The following is a 25,746-nucleotide window of genomic DNA, read 5'->3' on the forward strand; positions in this document are numbered from 1 at the left end:
ATACAAAAAAACCCGCGACATGCGCGGGTTTTCTTCACTTTAATTCGGAATGAATTACAAGCTGTAGTACATTTCAAATTCAACTGGATGAGTAGTCGTGTTCAGGCGACGAACTTCTTCAGTTTTAAGCTCAATGTATGCATCAAGCATTTCTTTGGTGAACACACCACCTTTAAGCAGGTAATCTTGGTCCGCTTTAAGCGCATCAAGAGCCATATCCAGGCTGTGCGCCACTGTAGGGATTTTTGCTTCTTCTTCCGGTGGAAGATCATACAAGTTCTTGTCAGCAGCTTCACCTGGATGAATCTTGTTTTGAATACCATCGATACCCGCCATTAGCAATGCTGCGAAACCTAAGTACGGGTTCATCATTGGATCTGGGAAACGCGCTTCAATACGCTTGCCTTTCGGGCTCGACACGTAAGGAATACGGATAGACGCAGAACGGTTACGCGCTGAGTAAGCAAGCATAATCGGTGCTTCGAAATGTGGAACCAAACGCTTGTACGAGTTTGTAGAAGGATTAGTGATCGCATTCAAAGAACGGGCATGTTTAATTACACCACCGATGAAGTACAACGCCATTTCTGAAAGGCCTGCATATTCATCACCAGCAAACAGGTTTTTGCCGTCTTTAGAGATCGACATATGCACGTGCATACCAGAACCGTTATCACCCACCATTGGTTTAGGCATAAAGGTTGCAGTTTTTGCATATTGATGCGCAACGTTCCAAACTGCATATTTGAACTGTTGAACTTCATCTGCTTTACGCACCATGGTATTGAAGCTCACACCAATTTCTAACTGGCAAGAAGCAACTTCGTGGTGATGCACTTCTACACGACCTGGCCCCATAATGTCTTCGATACGCGCACACATATCAGCACGCATGTCATGTGAAGAATCTACAGGAGGAACTGGGAAGTAACCGCCTTTTACGCGTGGACGGTGACCAGAGTTGCCGCCTTCATAGTCTTTGTTGGTTGACCATGCAGCTTCTTCAGCGATCAATGTATGGCGCGCGCCAGACATGTCGATTTCCCATTTTACTTCGTCAAATACGAAGAATTCTGGTTCTGGGCCAAAGAATGCTGTATCACCGATACCAGTAGATTTCAAATATTCTTCTGCACGGCGCGCAATCGAACGTGGATCACGATCATAACCTTGACCAGTAGATGGCTCGATTACGTCACAAGTTACAACAACTGTTGGCTCTGCAAAGAACGGGTCGATAAAACCAGTTTCCGCGTCCGGACGTAAAATCATGTCCGATGCTTCGATGCCTTTCCAACCTGCAATTGAAGAACCGTCAAACATTTTGCCGTCTTCAAATGTATCTTCATCAATACTGTCTGCTGGATAAGTAACGTGTTGCTCTTTACCCTTGGTATCAGTAAAGCGAAAATCGACCCATTTTGCGCCACTTTCTTGTATGAGTTGAAGGACCTTGTTCGCCATGCTCATTTTGCTCCGATGTTTTTGTTGCACCCGTGAAGTGCGTGTTAGCAGTTGATAGTTATTAAGCAATTACCATACCAACTTTTAAAAGTATAGATAAAATCTTGAATTCTTTATAAGAATTCATGAATTAATAAAAATACTTTGCGGCTATTATACTAGCTGCAAAACTAAATGCACTATATTCAAGCATTCTTCATTTATTTTATTTCAGCTTTATTTTTTAGCGCACCTAAATAGTGCAGTGGTGAATAAAAATGTATTAGAAACATAATTTTTTATAGTGGATATGCTGCTTTTTTCAACTTTTGTTTAGTTTTTATTTAGTTTTAGCTAAGAATTAAGCATTTTTTATGAGATATCAGTAAAGAAAACTTCCGGATTGACTTAGGATCACCTGATTATTTTGAGGCATTTTCTTTAACTATACTTTTGAAATAAAATTTTATATCACGCGGTCTGATTCAAGTGATGTTTTTTTCACCAAAAAATTTTAATCTTTTTTTAACTTTCTTTTTAATTTTTAAGTTCTACTCTAAAACTAATCATACTTATAACTTTCTAATGGTAAGTCTATTACTTAAAATAATGATTCAATAATTTCCATTCTGTTTAGATCGGCTTCTTAAGCCATCAAATTTGATGAAATTGTTGCGCCGAATATGGCTATTTTTTGCTATGATGAAGCGTGCTTTATTTTCACACAATGAAATCAATGATTTAGTTGTGTTACCCAAGTGCTTGCAATAAGCGCGAATTAAAGTACGATCGGGACAACTTTAGCACAGTTAAGTGCATTAATTTCAATAGGTTAAGCTCATGCTTTTAATGGTCGACAACTATGACTCCTTTACTTATAACATCGTCCAATATTTTGGCGAACTGAATCAAGAAGTAAAAGTAGTCCGTAATGATGCCGTGACATTGGAAGATATAGAGCGATGGCAACCCAAGTATTTAGTGATTGGTCCTGGACCGTGCTCGCCAAGTGAAGCAGGAATTTCTATTCCTGCAATTCAGCATTTTGCTGGTAAAATTCCCTTACTGGGCGTTTGTCTTGGTCACCAGAGTATTGGTCAGGCATTTGGCGGCGATATCGTGCGTGCCAAACGTGTGATGCATGGCCGTCTGTCTGATATGTACCACAGTAATACCGGGATTTTCAGCAATCTTCCTTCTCCATTTCCTGCAACGCGCTATCATTCACTGGTGATTGATCAAGCTACCTTGCCTGAATGTCTGGAAGTCACCTGCTGGACCAATGAAGCGGATGGCTCTATGGAAGAAATTATGGGTGTGAAACATAAGACATTGCCGGTCGAAGGCGTGCAGTTCCATCCTGAATCGATTCTGAGCCAGCATGGTCATCAAATCTTTAAAAACTTTCTCGAAATTTATGCCTAAGAACACCTTATGAATATTCAACAAGCTTTAAGTAATATTACTAAAAACATTCACCTGACTCAGGATCAAATGCAAGACGTGATGCGTGCCATCATGTCAGGTGAAGCAACCGATGCCCAGATTGGTGCCCTGCTGATGGGCTTACGCCTTAAAGGCGAAAGCATTGATGAGATTACCGCAGCTGCACGTGTCATGCGTGAACTTGCCACCAAAATTGATGTCAGTGACATTCCCTATCTGGTCGATATCGTCGGCACAGGCGGTGATGGCCAGAACCTGTTTAATGTCTCTACTGCTTCCGCATTTGTAATTGCAGCAGCGGGCGCAACCATTGCCAAACATGGTAACCGCGGCGTTTCGACCAAATCAGGTTCGTCAGATTTACTGGAACAGGCCGGGATTAATCTGGACCTGAATATGCAGCAGACCGAGCGCTGTATCCGTGATGTCGGTGTCGGTTTCCTGTTTGCACCCAATCATCATCAAGCGATGAAATATGCAATCGGCCCACGCAAAGAATTAGGGATTCGCAGCATTTTCAACTTACTTGGCCCGCTTACGAATCCGGCCGGAGTAAATCGTTTAGTCATTGGGGTATTTTCCAATGAACTCTGCCGCCCTATTGCCGAAGTCATGAAACAGCTCGGTGCTGAACATGTGATGGTAGTACATTCACGTGATGGTCTGGATGAAATCAGTATTGCCTCTTCAACTCATGTCGCTGAACTGAAAAATGGCGAAGTCACGGAATGGGAAATCACGCCTGAATCGGTCGATATTGAATCGCAAACTCTGACCGGACTGATTGTGGAAGATTCTGCGCAAAGTCTGGCTTTAATCAAAGATGCACTGGGCAAGAAAAAATCAGACATCGGTGATAAAGCCGCCAACATGATCGCGCTGAATGCCGGCGCGGGTATTTATGTCTCCGGTTTAACCAGCAGCTATAAGCAAGGTGTTGCGCTGGCACATGACATTATTTACGGCGGTCAGGCACTTGAAAAAATGAGTGTGCTGTCTGAATTTACCAAAACCATTAAACATTACGAAGCTTAATTCGGTCAGGAATTTTGATCATGGTGGATATCGCAAACACAATTTTAGGCAAGATTGTTGACCGTAAAAAAGAAGAATTTGCCCTACGTTTAAAGCAGAAAAGCTATAAAGATCTGGAGGAACTGGCTCAGGGTGCATCACCTGTACGTGGTTTTGCACAGTCTTTAATGTCGAAACGTCTTGGTGTGATTGCTGAAATTAAAAAAGCTTCGCCATCCAAAGGGATTATTCGCGAGAACTTCAACCCTGCGGAAATTGCGGCACAGTATCAGGATGCAGGCGCAGCCTGTTTATCGGTGCTGACCGATGTAGACTTTTTCCAGGGTCATGATGACAATATTCAGATTGCCCGTTCACATTGTGACCTGCCTGCACTGCGCAAAGACTTTCTGATCGACCCTTATGGGGTCATCGAAGCACGTGCCCTGCATGCAGACTGTATCTTGCTGATTGTGGCTTGCCTGTCTGACCAGCAGTTAGAAGAAATGTCTAAAACTGCATTTGAACATCATCTGGATGTACTGGTTGAAGTTCACGATGAAGAAGAACTATCACGTGCTTTAAAGCTTTCTGATCGTTGTCTGCTCGGCGTGAATAACCGTAATTTAAAAACCTTTGATGTCGATTTAAATACATCATTACGTTTGAAAAAATTACTGGACCCTTCACGCCTGCTAGTGACTGAAAGCGGTATTGCAACTCCTGCCGATGTGGCCATGATGCAGGAAAATGATATTCACGCCTTCTTGGTCGGCGAAAGCTTCATGAAACAGCCACGTCCGGATCATGCTTTCCGCGATCTGTTTGGTGAGCCTGAAGCGGTTTAAAATGTAAATGCTCACCTAAGCATTAAAAAAGCCCAATCTCAGAATTGGGCTTTTTAATTTTATTCAGCAAAGTTTCACAGCAGATAAACTCAAATTACATTGCAATTGTTTTAAGCAGAACTAAAGAGAGTGGAAATAAAACAGGCGAAGATTGACAAAGTACTGCCTCGAAACGAGCCCCTGCACTTTGAGCCTTGGTCTTAAAATATAATCCTGCAAACATTGCAGCGAACATAAAAATAATCAATGTTGGACTGAATAATTTTACTGACTGGATATCGAATAAAATGAGCGAAAATAATCCGACAATACTCAAGTTATAAAAATATTGAAGATGCCACATATCCTCATTTCCTTTTTATTAAGAGTATATATCGGACTTATGCATTTCTATATCTGAAAACTTCATTTTACTGATCAAAATAAGATAGCAGTTCTTCAAACTCCGGCAGTTCAGTATAGCTTTGATTCACCTTGATTTCGTCTGCCCAAGTAATTTTAGAGCTCAGGCAAAAACTTAATTTTTGCTGAATCTTTGGTGCATTATCTAACAACCCTAAAGGAATCCATATCAATGCAGTTGTGCCCACTTGATTGGGAACGGGTGAGCCACAGCGCTGACAAAAATGGGAGCGAAAGCCAGTCTCTTTTTGATAACAGGATATTGAGGACGTGACTGACGTCCATTCAAAATATTGCTGATTGATTAAAGTGGCTGCATTGGCGGCCGTACCACTCTGTTTCCGACACAAACTGCAATGACAGTGATACATGCTATGAATGTCTGTATTAACCCTAAATTTTACATTGCCGCATAAACAGCTGCCTGAATAATTCATTTTTTATTTTCGCGATTATATGATCTTATATTTAAAAAAGAGATATTCCATAGAAGCAACTATTTAAGTGATCAAATCAGAAAAATCACGAAACATCTTTTATTTACAGCGGATTCGGTTTTTTGATTGTAAAAATGTGCCGCTATTTTAAAGTCCAATTTTTATATTATGTGGTTATAAACGCATTTCATTTCTCCTTTCAGCCATTTAAGACTATAATTCTATTAAATTCCGTTTCTCTCCCCATTTTCAGATTATGAGCAAACATGATTCTTCGCTTTCTAAAGATCAGTACAACTTACTGAAAGATTTAAAAAAGCAAATTAGTCAGCCTAAGGCTGAACCTGTTGCCCCTGTCGTGAAAACAGCGGAGCAAGAACAGGCTGAAGACCTCGACCTGTTTCGTAAACAAATGCAAGGTGTACAAAAAATCGATGCCGGCAATACTGCCAAAATTGAAAAATCTGCCAAGAAAAAGCCGGATGCACAAATTCTGGCAAAGCGTGCCGCTGCCGAAGGGCCAATGCACACCGATGAAACCGTTCTTTCAGATACTCAAGCCATGCTGAATCCAGTCGGTAGTCAGGCCAACTTGAGCTATCGTATTGCCACCTTGCAACATAAAGTTTTTGAAGACTTAAAAGCCGGTAACTTGCGCTGGTTTGAAGCTGTGGATCTGCATGGCTGTACCGTAGAAGAAGCGCGACAAGCTGTGCTGCAGATTATCCAGATCGCCAAAGATGAAAATCAAAACGTGATTAAGATCGTACATGGCAAAGGCCCAGAAGCGATTTTAAAAACCTATGTCAACGGCTGGCTGCGTCAGCATCGTGACGTTTTGGCCTTTGTCAGTGCCCCTGAAAAACAGGGCGGTACTGGTGCGGTACTGGTTCTGCTGAAACGTGCGGAAAAGAATCCAAAGTTCAAACAATAAACGGTTTTAGCTCCAAAACAAGGCATTGTAAAAGTTTTCTGCTACAATGCCGTCCTTGTTCATTCTCAGTTTAAGTGAATACGTCATATGACTATGCAGCAATCCTACGCAAACATTCTTACTGCCGTTGGCGAAGATCTCAATCGCCCTGGTCTCAAAGATACGCCAGTGCGCGCTGCGAAAGCATTTTCATATTTAACATCGGGTTATAGCCAGACACTTGAGGAAGTAACCAACAAGGCGGTCTTCCCTTCTGATAACCGTGAAATGGTACTGGTCAAAAACATCGAATTTTATTCGCTCTGTGAACATCACTTACTGCCATTTTATGGCCGCGTGCATATCGCCTATTTACCGGAAGGTCATGTTTTAGGTTTATCCAAATTTGCCCGCATTACAGAAATGTTTGCGCGCCGTTTGCAAATCCAGGAAAATCTGACCCAGCAAATTGCAGAAGCAGTGGCTGAAGTCACCAAAGCACGCGGTGTTGCAGTCATGATTGATTCTGCACATATGTGTATGATGATGCGTGGTGTAGGCAAGCAGGAATCAACTACTCGTACGGTATCGTTTATTGGGGATTTTAAAACCGATAAAGAAACACGTCGTGAATTTTTAAGTGCAGTTCCAGAAAATTTCTAATAAATTCATAAATGGAAGCCTCAATTGATATTGGGGCTTTTTTATCACAACGAGGCTACCAATGTCATCTATCTGGATTGCGGGTCAGGGTTTAAGTCAGGCTAAGGAAAGTGTCGATTATCCACGACCAGATCGTCTGGTCAAAGCCAATCCTCAACGCCTGACTCAGAGTGCCTATCAGCATCCTCATATGGACTGCGGCATCTGGCAATGTGAAATCGGTGCCTGGAATATTGTATTTGCCGAGAATAAACAGGAATTTTTTCAGGTCATTGAAGGCATCGTACGTTTACATGATACCCAAAAACAGTCATTTGTTGAAATTAAGGCAGGTGAAGCCGGCATTATTCCTCCTGGTTTTATTGGTACTTTTGAAGTGATTGAAGCTGTTAAAAAGTATTATGTGGTAGTGGAATGTTAAAAGGCTTTTCGCACTTTATTTTCCTCAACGGTGAAGAAATTTCGTAATAAACTCCTTAACTATTTTAATATTCTTTAGACTTTCTCATTTTTGAAATTCTTTCTATAACGCTTGTTTAGCTAAAAACCTTCTCAGCATATGATCTGAATCTCCCTTTTACTTCTATAAATAAAAAAATGAAAATAAGTCGTTTCATATCCTCTATTGCGAATTTCTAAACTACATTTTCTGTCATGTTTAAATACAGATCTTGCTGTTAGATGATTGCATGATTCAGGTATGCAAATACTGGAACTCGCCATGAGCAAAAAGCAGCCTGCTCCTCCTAAACGCACTTCACGTGTTTATTCAAACAGTTTTGACTATAGCCTGGACTTTAAAAAAATTAATTTTCGCAAACGACCAGAACTGTACCGGATTGGCCGTGGTGAACAAGGCGTGTTACTGGTTGAACCTTACAAATCGGAAATCCTGCCGCACTGGCGCTTTGCCGATGCAGACAAAGCCCAAGCCAGCAGTGACAAGATCTACCAGCTTTTCCTAGAATATTTGAAACAAGAAGATTTTATCGGGGCAGACATGGCACGCAAGTTTTTACAGATGGGTTTTACCCGTGCGCGTCGTTATGCCAACCATAAAGGTGGCAAAAAATACGATGGTCCTGTTCCAGAAGATAAAAAAGGCTTGAGTGGCGCACATGGCCGTTCAGAGCTGCCACGCTATCAGGAAGATCCGGTTAAAGCCGCTGCTGCCGAAATTTTTAAACAGAAATGGGATGAAGCCAAAACCCATCCGGCATATCTTGAGCAAAAACAGAAATTTCAGGATTTTTTACAACAGCAGTCTCTAACTGGATAAATGCATATAATTTAGACTGAAAGTGGCTGTACGGCCGGCTTTACGGACTGATGAGCCATATAGACTCTGTTACGCCCGTTATTCTTCGCCATATACAAGGCAGAATCTGCTGCGTTCAGGAAGCGCTGATAATCCGGATGTCCATCATAGAGGGCACACCCAATACTGACAGTAAATTTAAATTGATGGCCTTGTACCGAATTAATCATGCCATTTTCAATATATTTACGAATACTTTCTGCAATATTCAGGGCGCGTTTTTCATCAGTATCCACCAGTAACAGCAAAAATTCTTCACCGCCGATCCGGAAAACATAATCACTGCCCTGACTGTATTTTTGCAAGCCTTCGGCCAGAAACTTCAAGGCCAAGTCACCTGCAGCATGCCCGAATTTGTCATTGATACTTTTGAAATAGTCGGCATCAATGGCAAGCAAAGACAAGGGGGTATGATTCTTGCGAGAAAAAGTGATTTCACGTGAAATAATCGTATTCAAATAACGACGATTCAGTAATTGAGTCAAGGAGTCATTGCCTGATTCAATATACTCGGCTACCTGAAATAACTGATCTACCAGTAGCTGAATTTCACGATTCAGATTCCGGATTTTCTGGATCAACCCCAGCATATTATTCTTATCCGTACAGTTCATAATATCTTGATTGAGTTCATCAACCTGATAAATCCGCTCAATGATTAAATCGACCTGATCAGAACCGGTAAAAGCATAAGAGGCTTTATGGACAAACCATAAACCGAACTCCGACTTGGATAGCATCGGATGATTGAATTTCTCATGCTCGGAAAAGACCTTGAACATGAGTTCATTTTCCCAGTCCAGCAGCGAGCTGCGCTGTTTATCTTTTTGTACGGCCACATCCTGCATTGCTGAAAAAACACGATAGCTGTGTTTGATTTCCTGGTTCAGGGCTGTTTTGGCTTCATAGGATCGGCACATTATTTCTGTGGCAAAGCCCATAATTTGGATAATATAACTGCAGGTGGTCAACACACCCTGGTCAGGATTCTCATCCAGCAGTTCAAACATTTTACGTTCAATTTCACGTACACCACGCATGATCAACCAGGATGGAATCCCGACACGTGCATGCACATGCCCCACCAATGCCTGTTTCTGTACGGCATCAGCATAACGTTTATTAATTCCTACACTAAAGCTTTCAAGTAACCAGGCATTCAAGGTGTCACGCAAGCGCTTCTGAATCAGGTCATCGGAAAAGAATTCTGCAGATTCCTTTTCGATAAGCATGTTTTTATAGAACTCTTCAACCAGAATCAGGGAATGGTCTTGAATAAACTGAAAGGCATGCAATAAATTATCTGATGAATAATTTTGACAGATCTGTTTCCACTGCTCGGCCAACCTTGCCATGCATTCATTATCCATACTGCCTGTTCCCCAAAACTCTGAAATTTGCACTCACATTATGTGATAAATATAACAAATATCAGGTATTTTTCCTAAAATATTGATCAGATTATTTGTATCAGACCAAGCCACTCTCTATACAAGATAAGGGCAAACGGAAAGACAGCCTTATGGAGAACCAAGGATTGATGAATAGTTTAAATCTATTTTAACCCATTTTAAAAAAACCGTATCAAGCCAAGGCTCCATTGATCCCAGTCTTTGGATTGCTGTTGCTGATACGTCCAAGACAGCCGAAGCGCATGTTGTGGATTGAATGCATATTGGAGCTGGGTATTCAATTTCAGGTGCCAGTGATGCGAATCCTCCCAATACGGCAGCTCTACCTGTACCAGACTGTTAATCTGATCGCTCCAGATATTCTGACAACCCACGGTGGGGCCAGCACCTATGCGCCAGCCCTGATCGAGTGCCTTGCCGGCCTGTAGCTGAGTTTGCATTTGTGCATAACATAGATGTTCACGGCTGGCATTTGCCCAGCTATAGCCAACCTGAGATTTTAAGCTGGTAACGCCATGTTGCGCATTTTCACTAAATCGGCCATGCGCATCCAGTGCTTCCTGTTGCCAACCCAGATTAAAACCCCAAGATAATGGTGTATTAAACGGATTGACCGGGTTATAGGAGTTGACAGTCAATAGATCCAGATGCTCCAGTTTGAGTTCACTGTCACGATATTGCAAAGCCCCATCTAGAAACAGCAGTTGTGTGCCGGTTCGAAAACCGCCTTGCGGGTCGACGAGATCGTGATAGGCCTGCCGATGGCCAAGCTGGACAAAAGATTCACCCTGAACCTGTCCGGCCTGAATACTGATATTGCGTGCATGATGGCTTTGTACCGGATCTATTTTTGGACGTTCCGGCGCTTTACGCTGTTTCTCGACATTTAGCTGACTTCTTAAACCCAATAGCTTGCGGAAACGTGGCTGGGAAAATGATTCATCGACTTTCTGCCGGAGGAAATCCAGATATAAATGATCATAGGCCATTTCCAGAATTTTGGCCTGATCCTCTGCCGGATAATCTTGCAAGATTGAAGGCATTATGTCTGCTTCTGCATAAGCTAACTGATGTGCACTTTTTGCCAGCGCTTTGCCATGCTGTCTGGACTGAGCCAACAATTGAGTCTCAAGCGCCGGACGATAAACTTTCTGCTTAACCAAGCCCTGCTGTTCTACGACTTTCAGCGTTTCAATCGGAATTGCAGTCGAATTAAACTGTTTCTGTAGATTTAACTCGGGACGAACCAGATCAAACAACCCGAGTAAACGATAGGAGCAATTATCGTTGATAAAATAATAAGGGAAACTTACATTTTGCATTTCCCAAAGATGCTGTACCAGAAATCTGGTTTCTTGCGGGCTTAAGTTTAATTCGTATTCCCATAAATCCCGGCTTTCGAAGTCACCATACTCTTTGACCTTGCGGTAATACGGCATCAGTGAATATTCACCCGGATATTGTCCGGTTAGTCCTTTCCAGGCAAAGGACCAGTTATCATTGCTATTAACCGTTGCAGCATAGTTGACGGCATAAGAAATCAGATTAAGTTGTTGCTGGTCTTTAGGGTCCAGACGCAACAAGGTATGACCAAACATGGAGCTGGGATTGCCCATGAAATCCGTGGCATAAATCAGGGTCGCCTGATAAGGCTTGACTTCGCCTAGCCATTTCTCCAAATCCGGACAGCTGACCGCAGGCAATTGCTGTTCAGAAATATCCAGTTGCTGCATTAACCAGCTGCTTCGTGCCGGAAACTTACAGCGCACGGACTGATTCGGTTCTGCACTCAAAAATAAAGCCTGAATGTTATGTTGCATTTCCTTTTTTAAATCGGTTTTTCCCTGTTCTGCCAGAAAATATCCTGAGTAGCTTACTTCGCTATGACCTTTGGGATTGGCATACATCAGACGTTGCCAGGTAGTGCTTTGGTCCAGATGCTGTGTTTCGGCCTGAACCAGATAATGCTGGATGTCTGAATTAATTTCACTGGAAAAACTTAAAGGGCTGAATGTGAGGCCCAGCACAAAGAACGCATATTTCATTCAGTTAACTTATTCTCATCAATTTCTTTTAATCATAAGAAAACCCTGCCAGAACAGCAGGGTTTTTATGGTATGAATCAGATGTAAGCTTTTAAGACTTCATCTTTGGCCATCACAGTTTGTAAGGTGTTTAAAACCTGTAAGGTATTCTGGTTGTGTGCAGAATAGATTTCAGAAAAATTTTGCTTGGAAACGCTAAAGAAACGTGCTTTATCTTCAGACTTGATATTAAGTAGTTCCGCCAGTACATTCAGGCTTTCACCTTCGCCAACCGCCATATCACGTGCCAGTGCTTCAGCATTTTCATTGGTAAAGGTCACCACTTGAGCAGTTACAGTACCACCCTGGCTACATCCTAGAGTACCAAAAGTAATCCCGAGCCACTGATTCGTAAACAGAACGTTAGTCGTACCTGCAAGTAGCTTAGGAATAATGCCTGACTGGCCCGCCCACACCTGACTACCGATACCACAACCGACATCGTTATCCGCCATCGCCATACCAGAACCCGTTGCCAAAACCACAGCGAGCATAATTTTTTTCAACATACTTATTCTCCGATTATTCTCATGCAATCTTTGTTATTACTCTAATTATGTAATTTAAATTACATACTGAGCAGAGTAGCGATAAGTCAAGTTTGGTGCAATCGAAAAAATACATGCTTTACATAAACATAACCTGAATAATTTTACTGCACTTTAAGTGTCCAATTGCCTTGTGAATTACGCTGTCCCAAGATTTTCAATACCAACACCAGACTCAGCAATAACAACAGATACCAAGACCCGAGTTTGCCCCACCCCACCATATGCCATTTTTCTACCTGGCTTGGATAGAGCCAGATCTGGTAAAAGGTGCTGATGTTCTCGGCAATCCAAATAACAAATGCCAGAATCAGCAGTACCGGTAGCATCGGCAACTGAAAAGCATGCTGATTCAGCTGAAAGCGGATTTTGGTTTTCCAGAACATGGCCACGCTCCAGACAAATAAAATCACCCGATAGTCGGGAATAAAAAACTTGCTCATAAAGTTGATATAAGACAAGACTGCCAGAGCCAACATATGACTAAAACGCGGTAACTTTTCGAATGACACCTGATATATGCGCAAAGAACGGGCAAAAAAACTGCCAACCGCAGAATACATAAAACCGGCAAATAAAGGCACAGTCATAATTTTAAAGACTGCAGGTTGAGGGTAATGCCAGGATGCAATTGCTGGATGGGTCAGAAAAATTTCCATGACCATGGCCATGAGATGAAACAGGGCAATGACTTTAGCTTCAGCCCATGATTCAAGTTTGGTATAGAGCAGCAATACCTGAATGATCAGGGCAAAAAACAGTAAATAGTCATAGCGGTAAAAACCAAAAAAACGATCACTACCCATAGAAGCGGTCAGCGCAAAAGCCAGCAGGAGTAAAATCCCAAATAAGGCAGCCGAAGCTGCCTTATAGGTAAATTCAAACCCTGATTTAAGTAGGTCAATCAAAGTTCACATCCTAGAGATATTTAGCGCTGTACTCATGTACGGTATCAATAAATGCCTTAGGCTTGGCCGGATCGACCCATTGGGTAATACCATGCCCCAGATTGGCGACATAACCGCTTTTTTCCCCATTGGCATAGGCATCGTCCAGCATGGCTTTGGTCGCTTTCATGATGGTTTCTGATGAACCATATAAAGTGGCAGGATCCAGATTGCCCTGAAGTGCTGCACGTCCAGCAATGGTCTGACGCGCAACATTCAATGGTGTCGTCCAGTCCAGTCCAAATGCATCTGCACCTGTGGTAACCATCGGTTCCAGCCACTGACCACCACCTTTAGTAAACAGAATCACCGGAATCTTGCGACCGTCTTTCTCACGTTGCAGGCCAGCGACAATCTTCTGCATATAGTTCAGCGAGAACTCAATATATTCACGATGCGCTAATGCCCCACCCCAACTATCAAAGATCTGTACCGCTTGTGCTCCCGCATCAATCTGCGCATTCAAATATTCAGTCACTGCATCAGCCAGACGGTCCAGTAAAGCATGTAAAACTTCAGGCTGTTCATACATCATCTGTTTGGTAAACCGGAAATCTTTGCTTGAACCGCCTTCGACCATATATGTCGCTAAAGTCCAAGGGCTTCCCGAGAAACCAATCAGAGGCACCTGACCACCCAAGGCTGAACGAATGGTCGAAACTGCGTTCATTACATAATCCAGATCCGACTTGGCATTAAATGCAGGCAGGTTTGCCACATCCTGCTCGGTACGTACAGTTTTATGAAACTTAGGACCTTCACCAGCTTCAAAATACAGTCCCAATCCCAGAGCGTCTGGCACTGTCAGGATATCCGAGAATAAAATCGCAGCATCCAGATCATAACGGCGCAAAGGCTGCAAGGTCACTTCACAGGCAAATTCTGTATTTTTGCAAAGAGACAGGAAATCTCCAGCTTTGGCACGTGTTTCACGATATTCTGGTAAATAACGGCCAGCCTGACGCATCATCCATACGGGTGTAGCATCTACAGGCTCACGCAACAGTGCGCGCAGAAAACGATCATTTTTTAAGGTCGTCATTCACATTCCCATCTTTCTTTGACATTGCCGACATCATAGCAAAAAGGCTACAGTTTTAATAACTTCTGCCGACTTTTAAAATCGATCATGTGTCGTGATCAAATGTGATCAATTACACAAAACAACTACTGCATCTCCACATTTTTTCTGTAATACTTATAGTGTTTTTTCACATAGTTAAGAAATATTTTAAGGTTGAGTTACATGTTCGTTCGCACAATGCTCGCTGTGAGTCTAGGTTGCATTTTCGCAGGTACTGTTTTCGCTGCGTCTACTGCTGAACAACCATTAAACCCCCAAGTAGTAACTGATGTTTCAGTACAGGATCCGATTGATCCTTTGGCAACTGAAGCTTCGGCAGCCCAGGCTGAAACCAGAATTACTGCCCAAGAACAACAAGACCTGAAGAAAGCTTCTGACGCTCTAAATGTACTACAAAATACTGAAGACCAGACTGCTGATATTGGCGCCGCTCCGACCAGTAAAACTCCAGCCAGCTCGGCTGCAGCCAAAGCTTCCTGGACCTTAGACGGTCTTAATAATGCGGAATGGTATGAAAATATCGGTAAAGGTCAATTTCCTGTCTATGCACGTGCTCATGTCATGCTGAATAATGCACATGCTTCTCCGGGTGCAATTGATGGTACCAGCGGTAAAAACACCCTGAAAGCGATTGCATCTTTCCAGCAAATGAACGGCATCAAGCCTACTGGAACACTGACCAAAGAAACCTGGGATGCGCTGGTAGCAAAACAGGGCTCTAAACCTGCCTTCGTCGAGTACACTATCACTGAGGATGATCTTAAAGGTCCATATGCCCAGTCTATTCCGCATGATTACGCCTTGCAGGCCAAAATGAAAGGCCTGTATTACACCCGTGTATCTGAAATGTTGGGCGAAAAGTTCCATATGGATGAAGACTTTTTGAAAAAGTTAAATCCGAAAGCGACCTTTAAAAAAGCCGGGGAAAAACTGATTGTTGCCAATATCCGTAACGAAGTTCCTGAAGACATCCATCTAATTGTGGCGCATAAAGGTGCCAAGCAGTTATATTTATTTAATAACCGTAACCAGATGATCGGCTCTTTCCCTGCCACTATTGGTAGTTCGGACACTCCATCTCCTACCGGCACTTATAAAGTGACTGGAGTAGCTCCAAATCCATGGTATAGCTACTCACCAAGCAACTTTGTTCAGGGCAATAACAAGAAACCGTTATCTTTACCACCTGGTCCAAATGGTCCGGTCGGTAATATCTGGATTGGTTTAAGTAAAAAATCCTTTGGTATTCACGGTACGCCAAACCCGTCTGCAATTTCTAAAACTGCATCGCATGGCTGTATCCGTCTAACCAACTGGGATGCCAATGACTTAGGCCGTAAAGTGAAATCTGGTGTGACGGTCCGTTTCCTAGAATAATGACCTCTCTACCGGTTAAAATAGAATAGCCTGCTTTTGAGCGGGCTTTTTTATTCCTGAGTTTTTGCTTTGAGCTGTGTCGTTGCAAAAATGCAATGATCTGTCGCCTATTTGAGATTTTTTCAGCTTTAAAACGACAGTATGATGATCTCAAGTTCAAAATAATATCGAGATTAAATCATGAAAGCTTTTCTACATCCGAGTGAAAATCGTGGTCATGTAAAAATGGGCTGGCTGGAGTCTAAACACAGCTTCTCATTTGGTAACTGGTATAATCCGAACTACATGGGAGTCAGTGCCTTACGCGTGATTAATGATGATTTAATTGATGCACATCAGGGTTTTGGCACACATCCGCATGACAATATGGAAATCCTGACCTGTGTGCTGAAGGGAACCATTACCCATCAGGACAGCATGGGCAATCATGGCGGAATCTCTGCGGGTGAATGGCAACTCATGAGCGCCGGAACAGGTGTACGACATAGTGAAATGAACCAGGGTGATGAACAGGTCCATCTGTTACAGATCTGGATTATTCCCAATGAACGTGATGCCAAGCCGAACTATCAGCAAATCCGTCTGGATCCCCATGAGCAACCCAACCAGTGGCATTTGATTTGTGGTCCAAATGACAATGCACCGATGCATATTCGTCAGAATGCCGAAGTCAAAACTGCGGTAATTCAGCGAGGCCAGAGCCTGGAAGTCAAAGCAACCCAGCATATTAATTATGTACATGTGGTTTCTGGTACTGTCGAGATTGCAGAACATACAGTTAAGGCGGGTGGTGCAATTGCTTTTCTGGAAGACTCCGAAATTAAAGCAAGTGAAGATGCGCAAGTCATCTGGTTTGACTTACCTGAAGTACCAAACTAAGCTTTTAATAAGGCTCCCTCTACAAAGGCTATTGATCATTTTGATGAATAGCCTTTTTTATACATAGAATAATGAATAAGAAATATAAGTTCGCAGAATCATTATAAGGTTTCCTCACTAAGAAAATTATGCCTACTACCTATACAAATCCAACCAATTCTCATCACATTTTTACCTAACCACAGCACTATTTAGGTGAATATAAACTGATCCATGTCCAGGAAATCAAACGCTGTATAGCTTTGATCATTCATGACTAGTTTGATATTGTCTTTTATAGGCATAAAGTGAATTGACCTTTTCATTTAGGTTAAATAAATAGAAGAGCATATCGGTATGAACCAGATTTTAGAGATTCAAAACAGCCAACAACAAGCTTTGCTTTATTTATTAGCCTTTTTAAAAGAACAAGATTATCACTTTACAACCATTACCCCGCTTTCACATCAGCGAATTCTGGACCGAAAAAAGAATGAAACTTATAAGCACAGAACCCTTCAGGATATCTTTGGCTGGAATCTAGGTTTCAAGAAAACTGATCTTGATCCCGTCCTGTTTGAATTATTGCAAGAACATCAACTTCTACAGCTACAGCAAGGCCAATACTTGAGTCAGGTTCGGGTTTCTTCACTTGATAATGAACTCTTTATTCATTCTGCTTTTCCCACCACTCAGCAGGATGCAGTATTTTTTGGTCCGGATACTTATCGCTTTGTCTATCATCTTAAGCAATATCTAGCCACTCAGCCTCATCCTTTTAAACGGGCCGTAGAAATATGCTGTGGTACGTCAGCAGCTGCGATCAGCCTCGCCAGACATTTTCCAGATAATAATGAAATCATGGTTGCTGATCTGAATCCCAAAGCTTTGCTCTATAGCCAGATTAATATCAGTTTTGCCGGCTTAAATCATATTCATCCGGTTCAAAGTAATTTATTTTCCAATCTTGAGGGGAATTTTGACTTAATTTTTGCTAATCCGCCGTATTTAATTGATCCAGATCAACGTCAATACCGGCATGGCGGTAATAAACTGGATGGCTGTGATTTATCATTCAGGATTATAAAAGAAGGTATACAACGGCTGAATTCTGGTGGACGTTTATTCCTATATACCGGTGTGACCGTGACTGAACATGGCAATCTATTTTTGCAGCATCTTAAAGATTCGATGAAACAGCATCAAAATATAATCTGGTCCTATGAAGAAATTGACCCGGATATCTTTGGTGAAGAGCTAGAGCAGCCGGCTTACCAACATGTGGAAAGAATTGCTTTGGCTCTGATCAAGATTGAAGTACATGCTTGAAAAATATCTATTTATAAATTATTGATTTTTTAAATGGTGGTTTTCTTCGAATCCCGTTTATTTTCCAGCATTCTATTAAAATCTTAAAGTAATAAAAAACCCCAATCTTTCGACTGGGGTTTTTAAAATTTGGCGGAAGCGGTGAGATTCGAACTCACGGAGGACTCACACCCTCGTCGGTTTTCAAGACCGGTGCATTAAACCGCTCTGCCACGCTTCCATGTGCGCAATAATACGGAGCTTTTATCCGACTGACAAGTGAAAATTACAGTGAATGCAATCAACTGCATATAGTTTCATCAAATCGCTACAATTTTGCTGCCAATTCCGCTCCTTCACGAATAGCACGCTTGGCATCCAGTTCAGCTGCCAGTTTTGCACCGCCAATAATATGATACTGCGCCAAGGTATTTTCCCCGTTAAGCGGCATCAGATCCTTCACCGATTCTTGGCCTGCACATACCACAATACTATCCACACGCAATAATTGAGCATGGCCATCGACCTCAATCCATAAACCTTCATCGGTAACAGATTTATATTGCACACCGCGCAACATACGTACTGCATGTTTTTTTAACTGGGCACGATGTACCCACCCTGAAGTCTTGCCCAGCCCTGCACCAAGTGTTGTTTTTTTACGCTGTAACAGATAAATTCCCCGTACCGGAGGTTCTACTTCAGCTCGCTGTAACCCGCCTTCAGTCACATAATCTGGTTGGGAATCTACACCCCACTCTCGCTTCCATTCATTTACGGGTTGCGGCTGTATCTGATGCGGTGGCTTTAATAAAAACTCGGACACATCAAAACCGATCCCGCCTGCGCCAATGACCGCAACACGATCACCGACAGGTGCTCCACGTAGCACTTCTGCATAAGACAAGACTTGTGGTGCCTGACTGCCTTCGATATTCAAGGCACGTGGCACGACACCTGTAGCCACAATCACTTCATCAAAACCTTCACGCTCCAACTGCTCGCGGTTTACCCGCGTATTTAAACGTACATCTACTCCGGTTTTTTCCAGTTGCACCTTAAAATAGCGAATTGTTTCGTGAAATTCCTCTTTCCCCGGAATCACTTTAGCCAGGTTAAACTGCCCGCCTACTTCGTGACTGGCTTCAAATAGCGTCACATCATGGCCACGGCTGGCAGCGACTGTGGCTGCTGATAAACCCGCAACTCCTCCTCCAATCACTGCAATACTTTTTGATTTTTTGGTTTTGACATAGACCAGTTCGGTTTCATAACCGGCACGTGGATTGACCAGACAGGTTGCCCGCTGGTTTTTAAAGGTATGATCCAGACAGGCCTGATTACAGGCAATACAGGTATTGATTTCATCAACGCGATTGGTTGCAGTTTTATTGACCCAGAACGCATCTGCCAAAAGTGGACGTGCCATCTGTACCATATCTGCCTGACCGGAAGCCAGAATCGCTTCGGCAGTGTCTGGCATATTGATGCGGTTAGACGCAATCACTGGCACCGAAACATGTTTTTTGACTTCAGCGGTGTAATCGACAAAAGCTGCTCGCGGCACAGAAGTGACAATAGTCGGAATACGCGCTTCATGCCAGCCAATACCGGTATTAAGTAAAGTAATTCCGGCCTTTTCCAATGCTTTAGCTACGGTAATCACTTCCTGCATAGTATTGCCATCATGCACCAAATCGAGAAGCGACAAACGGAAACAGATAATAAATTTCTCACCAATTTCAGCGCGAATCGCTTTAACAATTTCTACGGCAAAACGCATCCGGTTTTCAATCGGGCCGCCCCAACGGTCAGTACGCTGATTGACATGACGACTTAAAAACTGATTCAGCAAATAGCCTTCAGAACCCATAATTTCCACGCCATCATAGCCAGCCTTTTTGGCAATGCTGGCAGTTTTCACATAATCCTGAATGGTATTCAGGATCTGTTTATCTGACATTTCACGCGGTTTAAAAGGAGAAATTGGTGATTTGATCGGGCTGGCCGAAACCACAAAAGGCTGATAGCCATAACGTCCGGCATGCAGAATCTGTAAAAGAATTTTGGCGCCATGCTTATGAACTGCATGCGTCACCAAGCGGTGCGGTGCAATATCGCCCAAGGTATTCATGGTACCGCCCGCCGGCAACAACCAGCCTTGACGGTTTGGCGATATTCCACCTGTAATCAGCAGACCCACACCACCCTTTGCACGTTCGCCAAAATAAGCTGCCAGTTTAGGATAATTATAAAAGCGATCTTCCAGACCAGTATGCATCGATCCCATTACCACCCGGTTTTTAATGGTGGTGAAACCCAGATGAAGTGGTTTTAAAATATTGGCATAGCGCGTCGTAGTCATAACATATCCCTGATTTTTATTTGGCTAATAGCTTAAATCTTATAAAGGTACTTTAACTGATTTTTAGGGGCTTTTTATGACTATCAGGTCTGCATTCTCAGGCACAAATACCAATTGGCATATTCATGTCGAACATTCGCGATTAAATTATTGCTGCCATTGCCGTGCACTGGATTTCCATAATGCAATCGCACCCAATACTGTCCCAATCGGAAAACTGAACAGCATGAGGATTGCCATCACTCTGGATAATGTCCGCCCTGAACCATTCCCCAGCTTAACCTTGAGACAGGCCTGTATATTTAAAACAATCAGTATCAACAAAATTAGTAGGATCATTCCCAGACTCAGCATGGAAATCGTGGATTGCTGATATTCCAGATATAAAAAAGCAATCGTACTAAAAACCAGCAAACCGGCATAAATCCCATGCAACAGTGCCAGCGTTTCATTCTTGGTTTTTGGATTTAAGTTAGGTAATGGTGGAATAGGAGACGCCATGATTTTATTCCTCATTTATCTGATTTTTTAACTTTATGCGCTGAATATAGCGAATTTTTAATTTTTTAGCAGGATTCTGGTCAAAATTGTGCGATTTATGATTATTTAAGTCTATTGAATAGAGATTTTAAAACGAGTTTTTCTTTTCTAAAGCAAACCTAAATAAATTAATGATACAATTGATGCAATATGTATTTTTTCAGGCCACCAATTCTGGCGTGCCTATTTCATATCATTAGGATGAACAATGTCTGATAATGCAACTATCTTGCAGAATGTCCCAGTAGGTAAAAAAGTTGGTATTGCCTTCTCTGGTGGTCTAGATACTTCTGCTGCTCTTTTGTGGATGAAACAAAAAGGCGCTGAACCTTATGCTTACACAGCTAACTTGGGTCAGCCAGACGAAGACGATTACGATGCGATTCCAAAAAAAGCTGAAGCTTATGGCGCAGTAAAAGCACGTTTAATCGACTGCCGTTTACAGCTTGCATTAGAAGGTATTGCAGCAATTCAATGTGGCGCGTTCCACATTTCTACTGGTGGTGTTCCTTACTTCAATACGACCCCGCTTGGTCGTGCAGTTACAGGCACCATGCTGGTTACTGCCATGAAAGAAGATGACGTGAACATCTGGGGTGACGGCTCTACTTATAAAGGTAACGACATTGAGCGTTTCTATCGTTACGGCTTGTTGACTAACCCGAATCTTAAAATCTATAAGCCTTGGTTAGACCAGACGTTTATTGACGAATTAGGCGGCCGTGCAGAAATGTCACAGTTCCTGATCGACAACGGTTTTGACTATAAAATGTCAAAAGAGAAAGCATACTCAACAGATTCCAATATGTTAGGTGCGACTCACGAAGCCAAAGATCTTGAATACCTGGATGCAGGCATCAAAATCGTTGAGCCAATCATGGGCGTTGCGTTCTGGAAAGAAGAAGTAGAAATCAAACCTGAAGAAGTATCCATTACTTTTGAAGAAGGCTTCCCTGTGGCCATCAATGGTCAACGTATCGAAGATCCAGTTGAGTTCATTCTTGAAGCAAACCGTATCGGTGGCCGTCATGGTCTGGGTATGTCGGATCAGATCGAAAACCGGATTATCGAAGCGAAATCTCGTGGTATCTATGAAGCTCCGGGTATGGCACTTCTTCATATTGCTTATGAACGTCTTGTGACCGGTATTCATAACGAAGATACCATCGAACAATATCGTATTAACGGTTTACGTTTAGGTCGTCTGCTTTACCAAGGTCGCTGGTTCGATTCTCAAGCGCTGATGCTGCGTGAAACTGCACAGCGTTGGGTCGCTAAAGCAGTTACCGGTACAGTGACGCTTGAACTTCGTCGCGGTAATGACTACACCATTATGAATACTGAATCTCCTAACCTCACTTATGAAGCTGAGCGTTTGACTATGGAGAAAGGTGATTCCATGTTCTCGCCGATGGATCGTATCGGCCAGTTAACTATGCGTAACCTGGATATTACAGATACTCGCGCGAAACTGGGCATTTATACAGAGACAGGTTTACTCGCAGTCGGTACAGCATCTGCAGTGCCACAACTGAAAGACAAAAACTAAGTTTTGTCTTTAGCAAAAAAACCGCGCCTTGAGCGCGGTTTTTTATTGGTGATGCTTATAGATGTTTAGAATTTCTAACCATTTGCGATATCTGAATTGACTGATCGAATGGACTGATAATAGATCTGATTGCGTCCAAGCTGCTTGGCACGATATAGCGCCTGATCCGCGATTCCCAACAATGCATCTTTATCAATATCATCCTCACCACGATAGACAGTAATACCTAAACTGATAGTGATATGTTTCGCAACTGAAGATTTTTCATGTGGAATTTCCAGCCGGTCAATCGCTTTAAAGATATTTGATGCCACTGCATAAGCACCATGCGCATCCGTTTCAGGCAAGAGGACCACAAACTCTTCTCCGCCATAACGTGCGACAAAGTCCATATGCCGGATCGCATTCTTAATTGTTTTAGCAATGCTTGAAATAACGTCATCACCTTTCTGATGTCCATAAAAATCGTTGTAATTTTTAAAGAAATCTACATCAATAAACAGAATCGCCAAAGCCGTTCCCTCACGGCGAGCACGTTCGAAATGGACCTCCAGTGTCTCATCAAAGGTTCGTCGGTTCGAAATCTTGGTCAGCTCATCATACTGGCTTAAATGTAATAATTCGGTGGTATGAATACGCTGGATTTGCTCACTGATTCTGGCACGAATGCTATAGAGAAAGATCACACGTTCACGTGCAAAAATCATATGACTAATCACATAACCCAACAAACAACTCCCAATCAGAATACGCCCAAAAACCAAGGGGCTAAATTCTATGGACATGATTGATAAAGCAATAATCGTGGTAGCTGCTGCAGCCAGTCCTGTCACCAGCATCTGTACAGGCTTGATACCGGTTAGAACATATCCCAGTATATAAATAATGGTGACAATCGCCATCGACTGATGCTGTAAAGCTGGAGTTTTAATCGACATGGTAATACACGAAATTGAAACCAGCATCCAAAATACCAGCAGCATTGATGCCTGCGGGAAAAACCGCCTGATTTTGGGTAAACAGGAAAACATATAAAAGAGGGTTAATGCGATGCAGCCATTGATGAGACCCAGCATGCACAACACAAAATCATGTACGAAATGTTCTTTGCTGATAATCCAGTAATCTGTAGGAATGATCACCACTAAAAAAATAAAATAAGCCAATACTCCGCCCCAAACATATTTTTCGACATGTTTACGGGCACGTTCCAGATTTTTTGTCCAGAATTCTTGTTCCAGATTTTGAGGGAAGACCGGACCTACACGCTGACTTTGCCGTGCGATCAATTTTTCTATGTCTTCTTTATTATCTTGTAATTTCGCTAGACTGTACTTGTATTCCATTGCCAAGTATTTATGTAATTTTTTTAGTAATTCTAAAATAACATACTTTTTGAAATTAAATTATAGATATCCCTTATTTTGTAGCGCTTTCTCGTTACCATTTTTATTATAGATGGATTATCATTCACTTTATTTGTTCGACTGAATTTGCCTTGAATACGATTACGATTCTCCAGCCAGATGACTGGCACGTTCACCTGCGTGATGGTTTAGCACTTCAACGTACCGTTCCCGATTTAGCCAAACAGTTTGCTCGTGCCATTTGCATGCCAAACCTGGTGCCACCCGTTAAAACCGTGGAGGAAGCCAATGCCTATCGTGAACGCATTATGGCCCATGTGCCTGAAGGGGTAAATTTCGACCCACGTATGGTGCTGTATTTCACTGACAACACCCCGGCAAGCGAAGTTAAAAAGATCAAAGAATCTGCGTATGTCAATGCCATCAAGCTCTATCCTGCAGGTGCGACCACCAACTCCGATAGCGGTGTGAGCGACATGAGCAAGGTCTACGGCGTAATTGAACAGCTTGAAGAACACCAGGTGCCTTTATTGCTGCATGGTGAAGTAACGCACAATCATGTGGATATTTTTGACCGTGAAAAGCGCTTCCTGGATGAAGTGCTAGCACCCTTACTCAGACAGTTTCCAAAGCTAAAACTGGTACTCGAACACATTACCACCAGTGAGGCTGCAAATTTTGTGCTCGAGCAAGACCGGAATGTCGCTGCAACCATTACCCCGCAACATTTATTGTTTAACCGCAATGATATGCTGGTCGGTGGGATCAAGCCGCATTTCTACTGTTTGCCAATTTTAAAGCGTCAAACGCATCAGCAAACTTTGCTGGAAGTCGCAACCAGCGGTAATCCTAAATTTTTCCTGGGAACAGACAGCGCGCCACATTCAAAAAATGCAAAAGAAAATGCGTGTGGCTGTGCAGGATGTTATAGTGCGCCGACTGCCATTGAGCTGTATGCTCAGGCATTTGATCAGGTGGGTAAAATTGAACGCCTGGAAGGTTTTGCCAGCCACTTTGGTGCAGACTTCTATGGTCTGCCACGTAATACCAGCACTATTACCCTGATCAAAGAAGATCAAGTGATTCCTGAAAGTTTAGACTACCTGGATGGTGCACAGATTATCCCTCTGTATGCGGGTAAAACCATTCAATGGAGAAAAGTGTGACAAATGAAACTCTCCCAATCATTGGTCAACGTTTTCGTGGATTCTTACCTGTAGTTGTCGATGTCGAGACTGCAGGTTTTAATGCACAGACTGATGCATTGCTGGAAATTGCGGCCATTCCGATTGTTTATAATGAAAATGGTCAATTTGTGCCAGGTCAAGCCTACCATGCACATATCAATCCTTTCGAAGGAGCAAACCTCGACCGCCGTTCGCTGGAGTTTATTGGGATCGACCCCTCTAATCCGATGCGAATCGCAATGGCCGAAGATGAAAAAACTGCGCTTAAGCGTATTTTTAAATCTGTGAATGAAGTACGTCGCCAGCAAAACTGTACCCATGCGGTTTTAGTTGGACACAATGCACATTTCGATTTGGGTTTTCTTCAGGCCGCGATTGCCCGTACTGGAACCAAAAACCAGAACCCGTTTCATAGTTTTTCTGTCTTCGATACAGTGACTTTAAGTGCGGTGATGTTTGGTCAGACCGTACTGGCGAAGTCCTGTATCCAGGCTGGAATCGAGTTTGATGGCAAAGAAGCCCATTCTGCATTATATGATACGCAGAAGACCGCTGAACTGTTTTGCTATATTTTAAACAAACTCGCACCTCACCTGCTTGACACTCTGGTGGCGGATCAATAAGATACCGCCATCT

23 protein-coding genes and 1 tRNA gene are annotated in these 25,746 nt (G+C 42.7%); 13 read left to right on the plus strand and 11 right to left on the minus strand.

The features are described 5' to 3' along the window. Positions 1–54: 54 nt before the first annotated feature. The gene (gene glnA, locus AY607_RS00480) at positions 55–1,470 is read right to left on the minus strand and encodes a type I glutamate--ammonia ligase (protein WP_171254921.1); all 1,416 of its coding nucleotides are present in this window, start codon (positions 1,468–1,470) and stop codon (positions 55–57) included. A gap of 813 nt (positions 1,471–2,283) precedes the next feature. Here glnA and AY607_RS00485 point away from each other — a divergent pair. From AY607_RS00485 to trpC, 3 genes are read left to right on the plus strand one after another with little or no spacing between them, the layout of a single operon-like run. Beyond that, positions 2,284–2,868 (plus strand): anthranilate synthase component II, encoded by a 585-nt coding sequence (locus tag AY607_RS00485; protein WP_064095532.1) that lies wholly within the window; start codon positions 2,284–2,286, stop codon positions 2,866–2,868. 9 nt (positions 2,869–2,877) lie between these two features. After that, complete coding sequence (trpD, locus tag AY607_RS00490; protein WP_064101418.1) at positions 2,878–3,924, plus strand: anthranilate phosphoribosyltransferase; 1,047 nt, start codon at positions 2,878–2,880, stop codon at positions 3,922–3,924. Positions 3,925–3,944: 20 nt separating this feature from the next. Then, complete coding sequence (gene trpC, locus AY607_RS00495) at positions 3,945–4,751, plus strand: indole-3-glycerol phosphate synthase TrpC (RefSeq protein ID WP_064101419.1); 807 nt, start codon at positions 3,945–3,947, stop codon at positions 4,749–4,751. A 410-nt stretch (positions 4,752–5,161) separates the two neighbouring features. Here trpC and AY607_RS00505 read toward each other — a convergent pair whose 3' ends face one another. Continuing rightward, on the minus strand, positions 5,162–5,590 hold the full coding sequence (locus AY607_RS00505) for a GFA family protein (RefSeq protein ID WP_064101421.1): 429 nt from the start codon (positions 5,588–5,590) through the stop codon (positions 5,162–5,164). A gap of 256 nt (positions 5,591–5,846) precedes the next feature. Between AY607_RS00505 and AY607_RS00510 the strand changes: the two genes are divergently transcribed. The 4 genes from AY607_RS00510 (at position 5,847) to AY607_RS00525 (ending at position 8,445) form a co-directional block, all read left to right on the plus strand. After that, the gene (locus AY607_RS00510) at positions 5,847–6,524 is read left to right on the plus strand and encodes a Smr/MutS family protein (RefSeq protein WP_064095537.1); all 678 of its coding nucleotides are present in this window, start codon (positions 5,847–5,849) and stop codon (positions 6,522–6,524) included. A gap of 93 nt (positions 6,525–6,617) precedes the next feature. Next, positions 6,618–7,166, plus strand: a complete 549-nt coding sequence (gene folE / locus AY607_RS00515) for a GTP cyclohydrolase I FolE (RefSeq protein WP_171254931.1) — start codon at positions 6,618–6,620, stop codon at positions 7,164–7,166. Between the two features lie 61 nt (positions 7,167–7,227). Further along, positions 7,228–7,587, plus strand: coding sequence for a cupin domain-containing protein (locus tag AY607_RS00520; RefSeq protein WP_064101422.1), 360 nt, complete (start codon positions 7,228–7,230; stop codon positions 7,585–7,587). 300 nt (positions 7,588–7,887) lie between these two features. Further along, positions 7,888–8,445, plus strand: coding sequence for a DUF4385 domain-containing protein (locus AY607_RS00525; protein WP_064101423.1), 558 nt, complete (start codon positions 7,888–7,890; stop codon positions 8,443–8,445). 11 nt (positions 8,446–8,456) lie between these two features. On the opposite strand, the gene AY607_RS00530 is transcribed toward AY607_RS00525, so the two are convergent. The 5 genes from AY607_RS00530 to hemE form a co-directional block, all read right to left on the minus strand. Further along, positions 8,457–9,854: a diguanylate cyclase gene (locus AY607_RS00530; protein WP_064101424.1), complete on the minus strand. Its 1,398-nt coding sequence runs from the start codon at positions 9,852–9,854 to the stop codon at positions 8,457–8,459. A 200-nt stretch (positions 9,855–10,054) separates the two neighbouring features. Next, entirely contained in the window at positions 10,055–11,941 is a 1,887-nt protein-coding gene (locus tag AY607_RS00535; protein WP_064101425.1) for a DUF4105 domain-containing protein, read from the minus strand. A gap of 77 nt (positions 11,942–12,018) precedes the next feature. Next, the gene (locus AY607_RS00540) at positions 12,019–12,489 is read right to left on the minus strand and encodes a DUF3015 family protein (RefSeq protein ID WP_064095543.1); all 471 of its coding nucleotides are present in this window, start codon (positions 12,487–12,489) and stop codon (positions 12,019–12,021) included. Positions 12,490–12,632: 143 nt separating this feature from the next. Continuing rightward, on the minus strand, positions 12,633–13,436 hold the full coding sequence (locus AY607_RS00545) for a DUF817 family protein (RefSeq protein WP_064101426.1): 804 nt from the start codon (positions 13,434–13,436) through the stop codon (positions 12,633–12,635). A gap of 10 nt (positions 13,437–13,446) precedes the next feature. Further along, positions 13,447–14,517 carry a uroporphyrinogen decarboxylase gene (gene hemE / locus AY607_RS00550; RefSeq protein ID WP_064101427.1) on the minus strand — a complete coding sequence of 357 codons (1,071 nt, stop codon included), beginning with the start codon at positions 14,515–14,517 and terminating at the stop codon, positions 13,447–13,449. Positions 14,518–14,721: 204 nt separating this feature from the next. Between hemE and AY607_RS00555 the strand changes: the two genes are divergently transcribed. The 3 genes from AY607_RS00555 (at position 14,722) to AY607_RS00565 (ending at position 18,123) form a co-directional block, all read left to right on the plus strand. Further along, the gene (locus tag AY607_RS00555) at positions 14,722–15,936 is read left to right on the plus strand and encodes a L,D-transpeptidase family protein (protein ID WP_064095546.1); all 1,215 of its coding nucleotides are present in this window, start codon (positions 14,722–14,724) and stop codon (positions 15,934–15,936) included. Between the two features lie 180 nt (positions 15,937–16,116). Next, on the plus strand, positions 16,117–16,815 hold the full coding sequence (locus tag AY607_RS00560; protein ID WP_064095547.1) for a pirin family protein: 699 nt from the start codon (positions 16,117–16,119) through the stop codon (positions 16,813–16,815). A 336-nt stretch (positions 16,816–17,151) separates the two neighbouring features. Then, entirely contained in the window at positions 17,152–18,123 is a 972-nt protein-coding gene (locus AY607_RS00565) for a methyltransferase (RefSeq protein ID WP_064101428.1), read from the plus strand. A 130-nt stretch (positions 18,124–18,253) separates the two neighbouring features. Here the strand turns inward: AY607_RS00565 and AY607_RS00570 are convergent. From AY607_RS00570 to AY607_RS00580, 3 genes are all read right to left on the minus strand, one after another. Then, positions 18,254–18,343: transfer RNA gene (locus AY607_RS00570), tRNA-Ser, on the minus strand. 87 nt (positions 18,344–18,430) lie between these two features. Continuing rightward, a complete protein-coding gene (locus AY607_RS00575) occupies positions 18,431–20,467 on the minus strand; it encodes an NADPH-dependent 2,4-dienoyl-CoA reductase (RefSeq protein WP_064101429.1) in 2,037 nt (678 codons plus the stop codon). 147 nt (positions 20,468–20,614) lie between these two features. Continuing rightward, a complete protein-coding gene (locus AY607_RS00580; protein ID WP_064095550.1) occupies positions 20,615–20,968 on the minus strand; it encodes a hypothetical protein in 354 nt (117 codons plus the stop codon). A gap of 247 nt (positions 20,969–21,215) precedes the next feature. Between AY607_RS00580 and argG the strand changes: the two genes are divergently transcribed. Further along, positions 21,216–22,556: an argininosuccinate synthase gene (gene argG, locus AY607_RS00585; RefSeq protein ID WP_064095551.1), complete on the plus strand. Its 1,341-nt coding sequence runs from the start codon at positions 21,216–21,218 to the stop codon at positions 22,554–22,556. Between the two features lie 74 nt (positions 22,557–22,630). On the opposite strand, the gene AY607_RS00590 is transcribed toward argG, so the two are convergent. Further along, positions 22,631–23,902, minus strand: coding sequence for a GGDEF domain-containing protein (locus AY607_RS00590; RefSeq protein ID WP_064101430.1), 1,272 nt, complete (start codon positions 23,900–23,902; stop codon positions 22,631–22,633). Between the two features lie 152 nt (positions 23,903–24,054). Between AY607_RS00590 and pyrC the strand changes: the two genes are divergently transcribed. Both pyrC and rnt read left to right on the plus strand, forming a co-directional pair. After that, positions 24,055–25,089: a dihydroorotase gene (gene pyrC, locus AY607_RS00595; protein WP_064101431.1), complete on the plus strand. Its 1,035-nt coding sequence runs from the start codon at positions 24,055–24,057 to the stop codon at positions 25,087–25,089. Continuing rightward, positions 25,074–25,733, plus strand: coding sequence for a ribonuclease T (gene rnt / locus AY607_RS00600; protein WP_064101432.1), 660 nt, complete (start codon positions 25,074–25,076; stop codon positions 25,731–25,733). The genes pyrC and rnt overlap by 16 nt, the downstream gene beginning before the upstream one ends. Positions 25,734–25,746 lie beyond the last annotated feature (13 nt).

The organism is Acinetobacter sp. SFA (genome assembly GCF_001647535.1).
Classification (GTDB): Bacteria; Pseudomonadota; Gammaproteobacteria; order Pseudomonadales; family Moraxellaceae; genus Acinetobacter; species Acinetobacter pecorum.

What these genes read in the sequence shown, in the direction of transcription:
- AY607_RS00510 (WP_064095537.1), top strand. Translation starts at nt 5,847, where the DNA reads ATGAGCAAACATGATTCTTCGCTTTCTAAAGATCAGTACAACTTACTG.
- AY607_RS00520 (WP_064101422.1), top strand. Translation starts at nt 7,228, where the DNA reads ATGTCATCTATCTGGATTGCGGGTCAGGGTTTAAGTCAGGCTAAGGAA.
- AY607_RS00530 (WP_064101424.1), bottom strand. Translation starts at nt 9,854, where the DNA reads ATGGATAATGAATGCATGGCAAGGTTGGCCGAGCAGTGGAAACAGATC.
- AY607_RS00505 (WP_064101421.1), bottom strand. Translation starts at nt 5,590, where the DNA reads ATGAATTATTCAGGCAGCTGTTTATGCGGCAATGTAAAATTTAGGGTT.
- trpC (WP_064101419.1), top strand. Translation starts at nt 3,945, where the DNA reads ATGGTGGATATCGCAAACACAATTTTAGGCAAGATTGTTGACCGTAAA.
- hemE (WP_064101427.1), bottom strand. Translation starts at nt 14,517, where the DNA reads ATGACGACCTTAAAAAATGATCGTTTTCTGCGCGCACTGTTGCGTGAG.
- AY607_RS00580 (WP_064095550.1), bottom strand. Translation starts at nt 20,968, where the DNA reads ATGGCGTCTCCTATTCCACCATTACCTAACTTAAATCCAAAAACCAAG.
- AY607_RS00555 (WP_064095546.1), top strand. Translation starts at nt 14,722, where the DNA reads ATGTTCGTTCGCACAATGCTCGCTGTGAGTCTAGGTTGCATTTTCGCA.
- rnt (WP_064101432.1), top strand. Translation starts at nt 25,074, where the DNA reads ATGGAGAAAAGTGTGACAAATGAAACTCTCCCAATCATTGGTCAACGT.
- AY607_RS00525 (WP_064101423.1), top strand. Translation starts at nt 7,888, where the DNA reads ATGAGCAAAAAGCAGCCTGCTCCTCCTAAACGCACTTCACGTGTTTAT.
- AY607_RS00590 (WP_064101430.1), bottom strand. Translation starts at nt 23,902, where the DNA reads ATGGAATACAAGTACAGTCTAGCGAAATTACAAGATAATAAAGAAGAC.
- AY607_RS00540 (WP_064095543.1), bottom strand. Translation starts at nt 12,489, where the DNA reads ATGTTGAAAAAAATTATGCTCGCTGTGGTTTTGGCAACGGGTTCTGGT.
- AY607_RS00535 (WP_064101425.1), bottom strand. Translation starts at nt 11,941, where the DNA reads ATGAAATATGCGTTCTTTGTGCTGGGCCTCACATTCAGCCCTTTAAGT.
- glnA (WP_171254921.1), bottom strand. Translation starts at nt 1,470, where the DNA reads ATGAGCATGGCGAACAAGGTCCTTCAACTCATACAAGAAAGTGGCGCA.
- AY607_RS00560 (WP_064095547.1), top strand. Translation starts at nt 16,117, where the DNA reads ATGAAAGCTTTTCTACATCCGAGTGAAAATCGTGGTCATGTAAAAATG.
- trpD (WP_064101418.1), top strand. Translation starts at nt 2,878, where the DNA reads ATGAATATTCAACAAGCTTTAAGTAATATTACTAAAAACATTCACCTG.
- argG (WP_064095551.1), top strand. Translation starts at nt 21,216, where the DNA reads ATGTCTGATAATGCAACTATCTTGCAGAATGTCCCAGTAGGTAAAAAA.
- folE (WP_171254931.1), top strand. Translation starts at nt 6,618, where the DNA reads ATGCAGCAATCCTACGCAAACATTCTTACTGCCGTTGGCGAAGATCTC.
- AY607_RS00575 (WP_064101429.1), bottom strand. Translation starts at nt 20,467, where the DNA reads ATGACTACGACGCGCTATGCCAATATTTTAAAACCACTTCATCTGGGT.
- AY607_RS00565 (WP_064101428.1), top strand. Translation starts at nt 17,152, where the DNA reads ATGAACCAGATTTTAGAGATTCAAAACAGCCAACAACAAGCTTTGCTT.
- AY607_RS00485 (WP_064095532.1), top strand. Translation starts at nt 2,284, where the DNA reads ATGCTTTTAATGGTCGACAACTATGACTCCTTTACTTATAACATCGTC.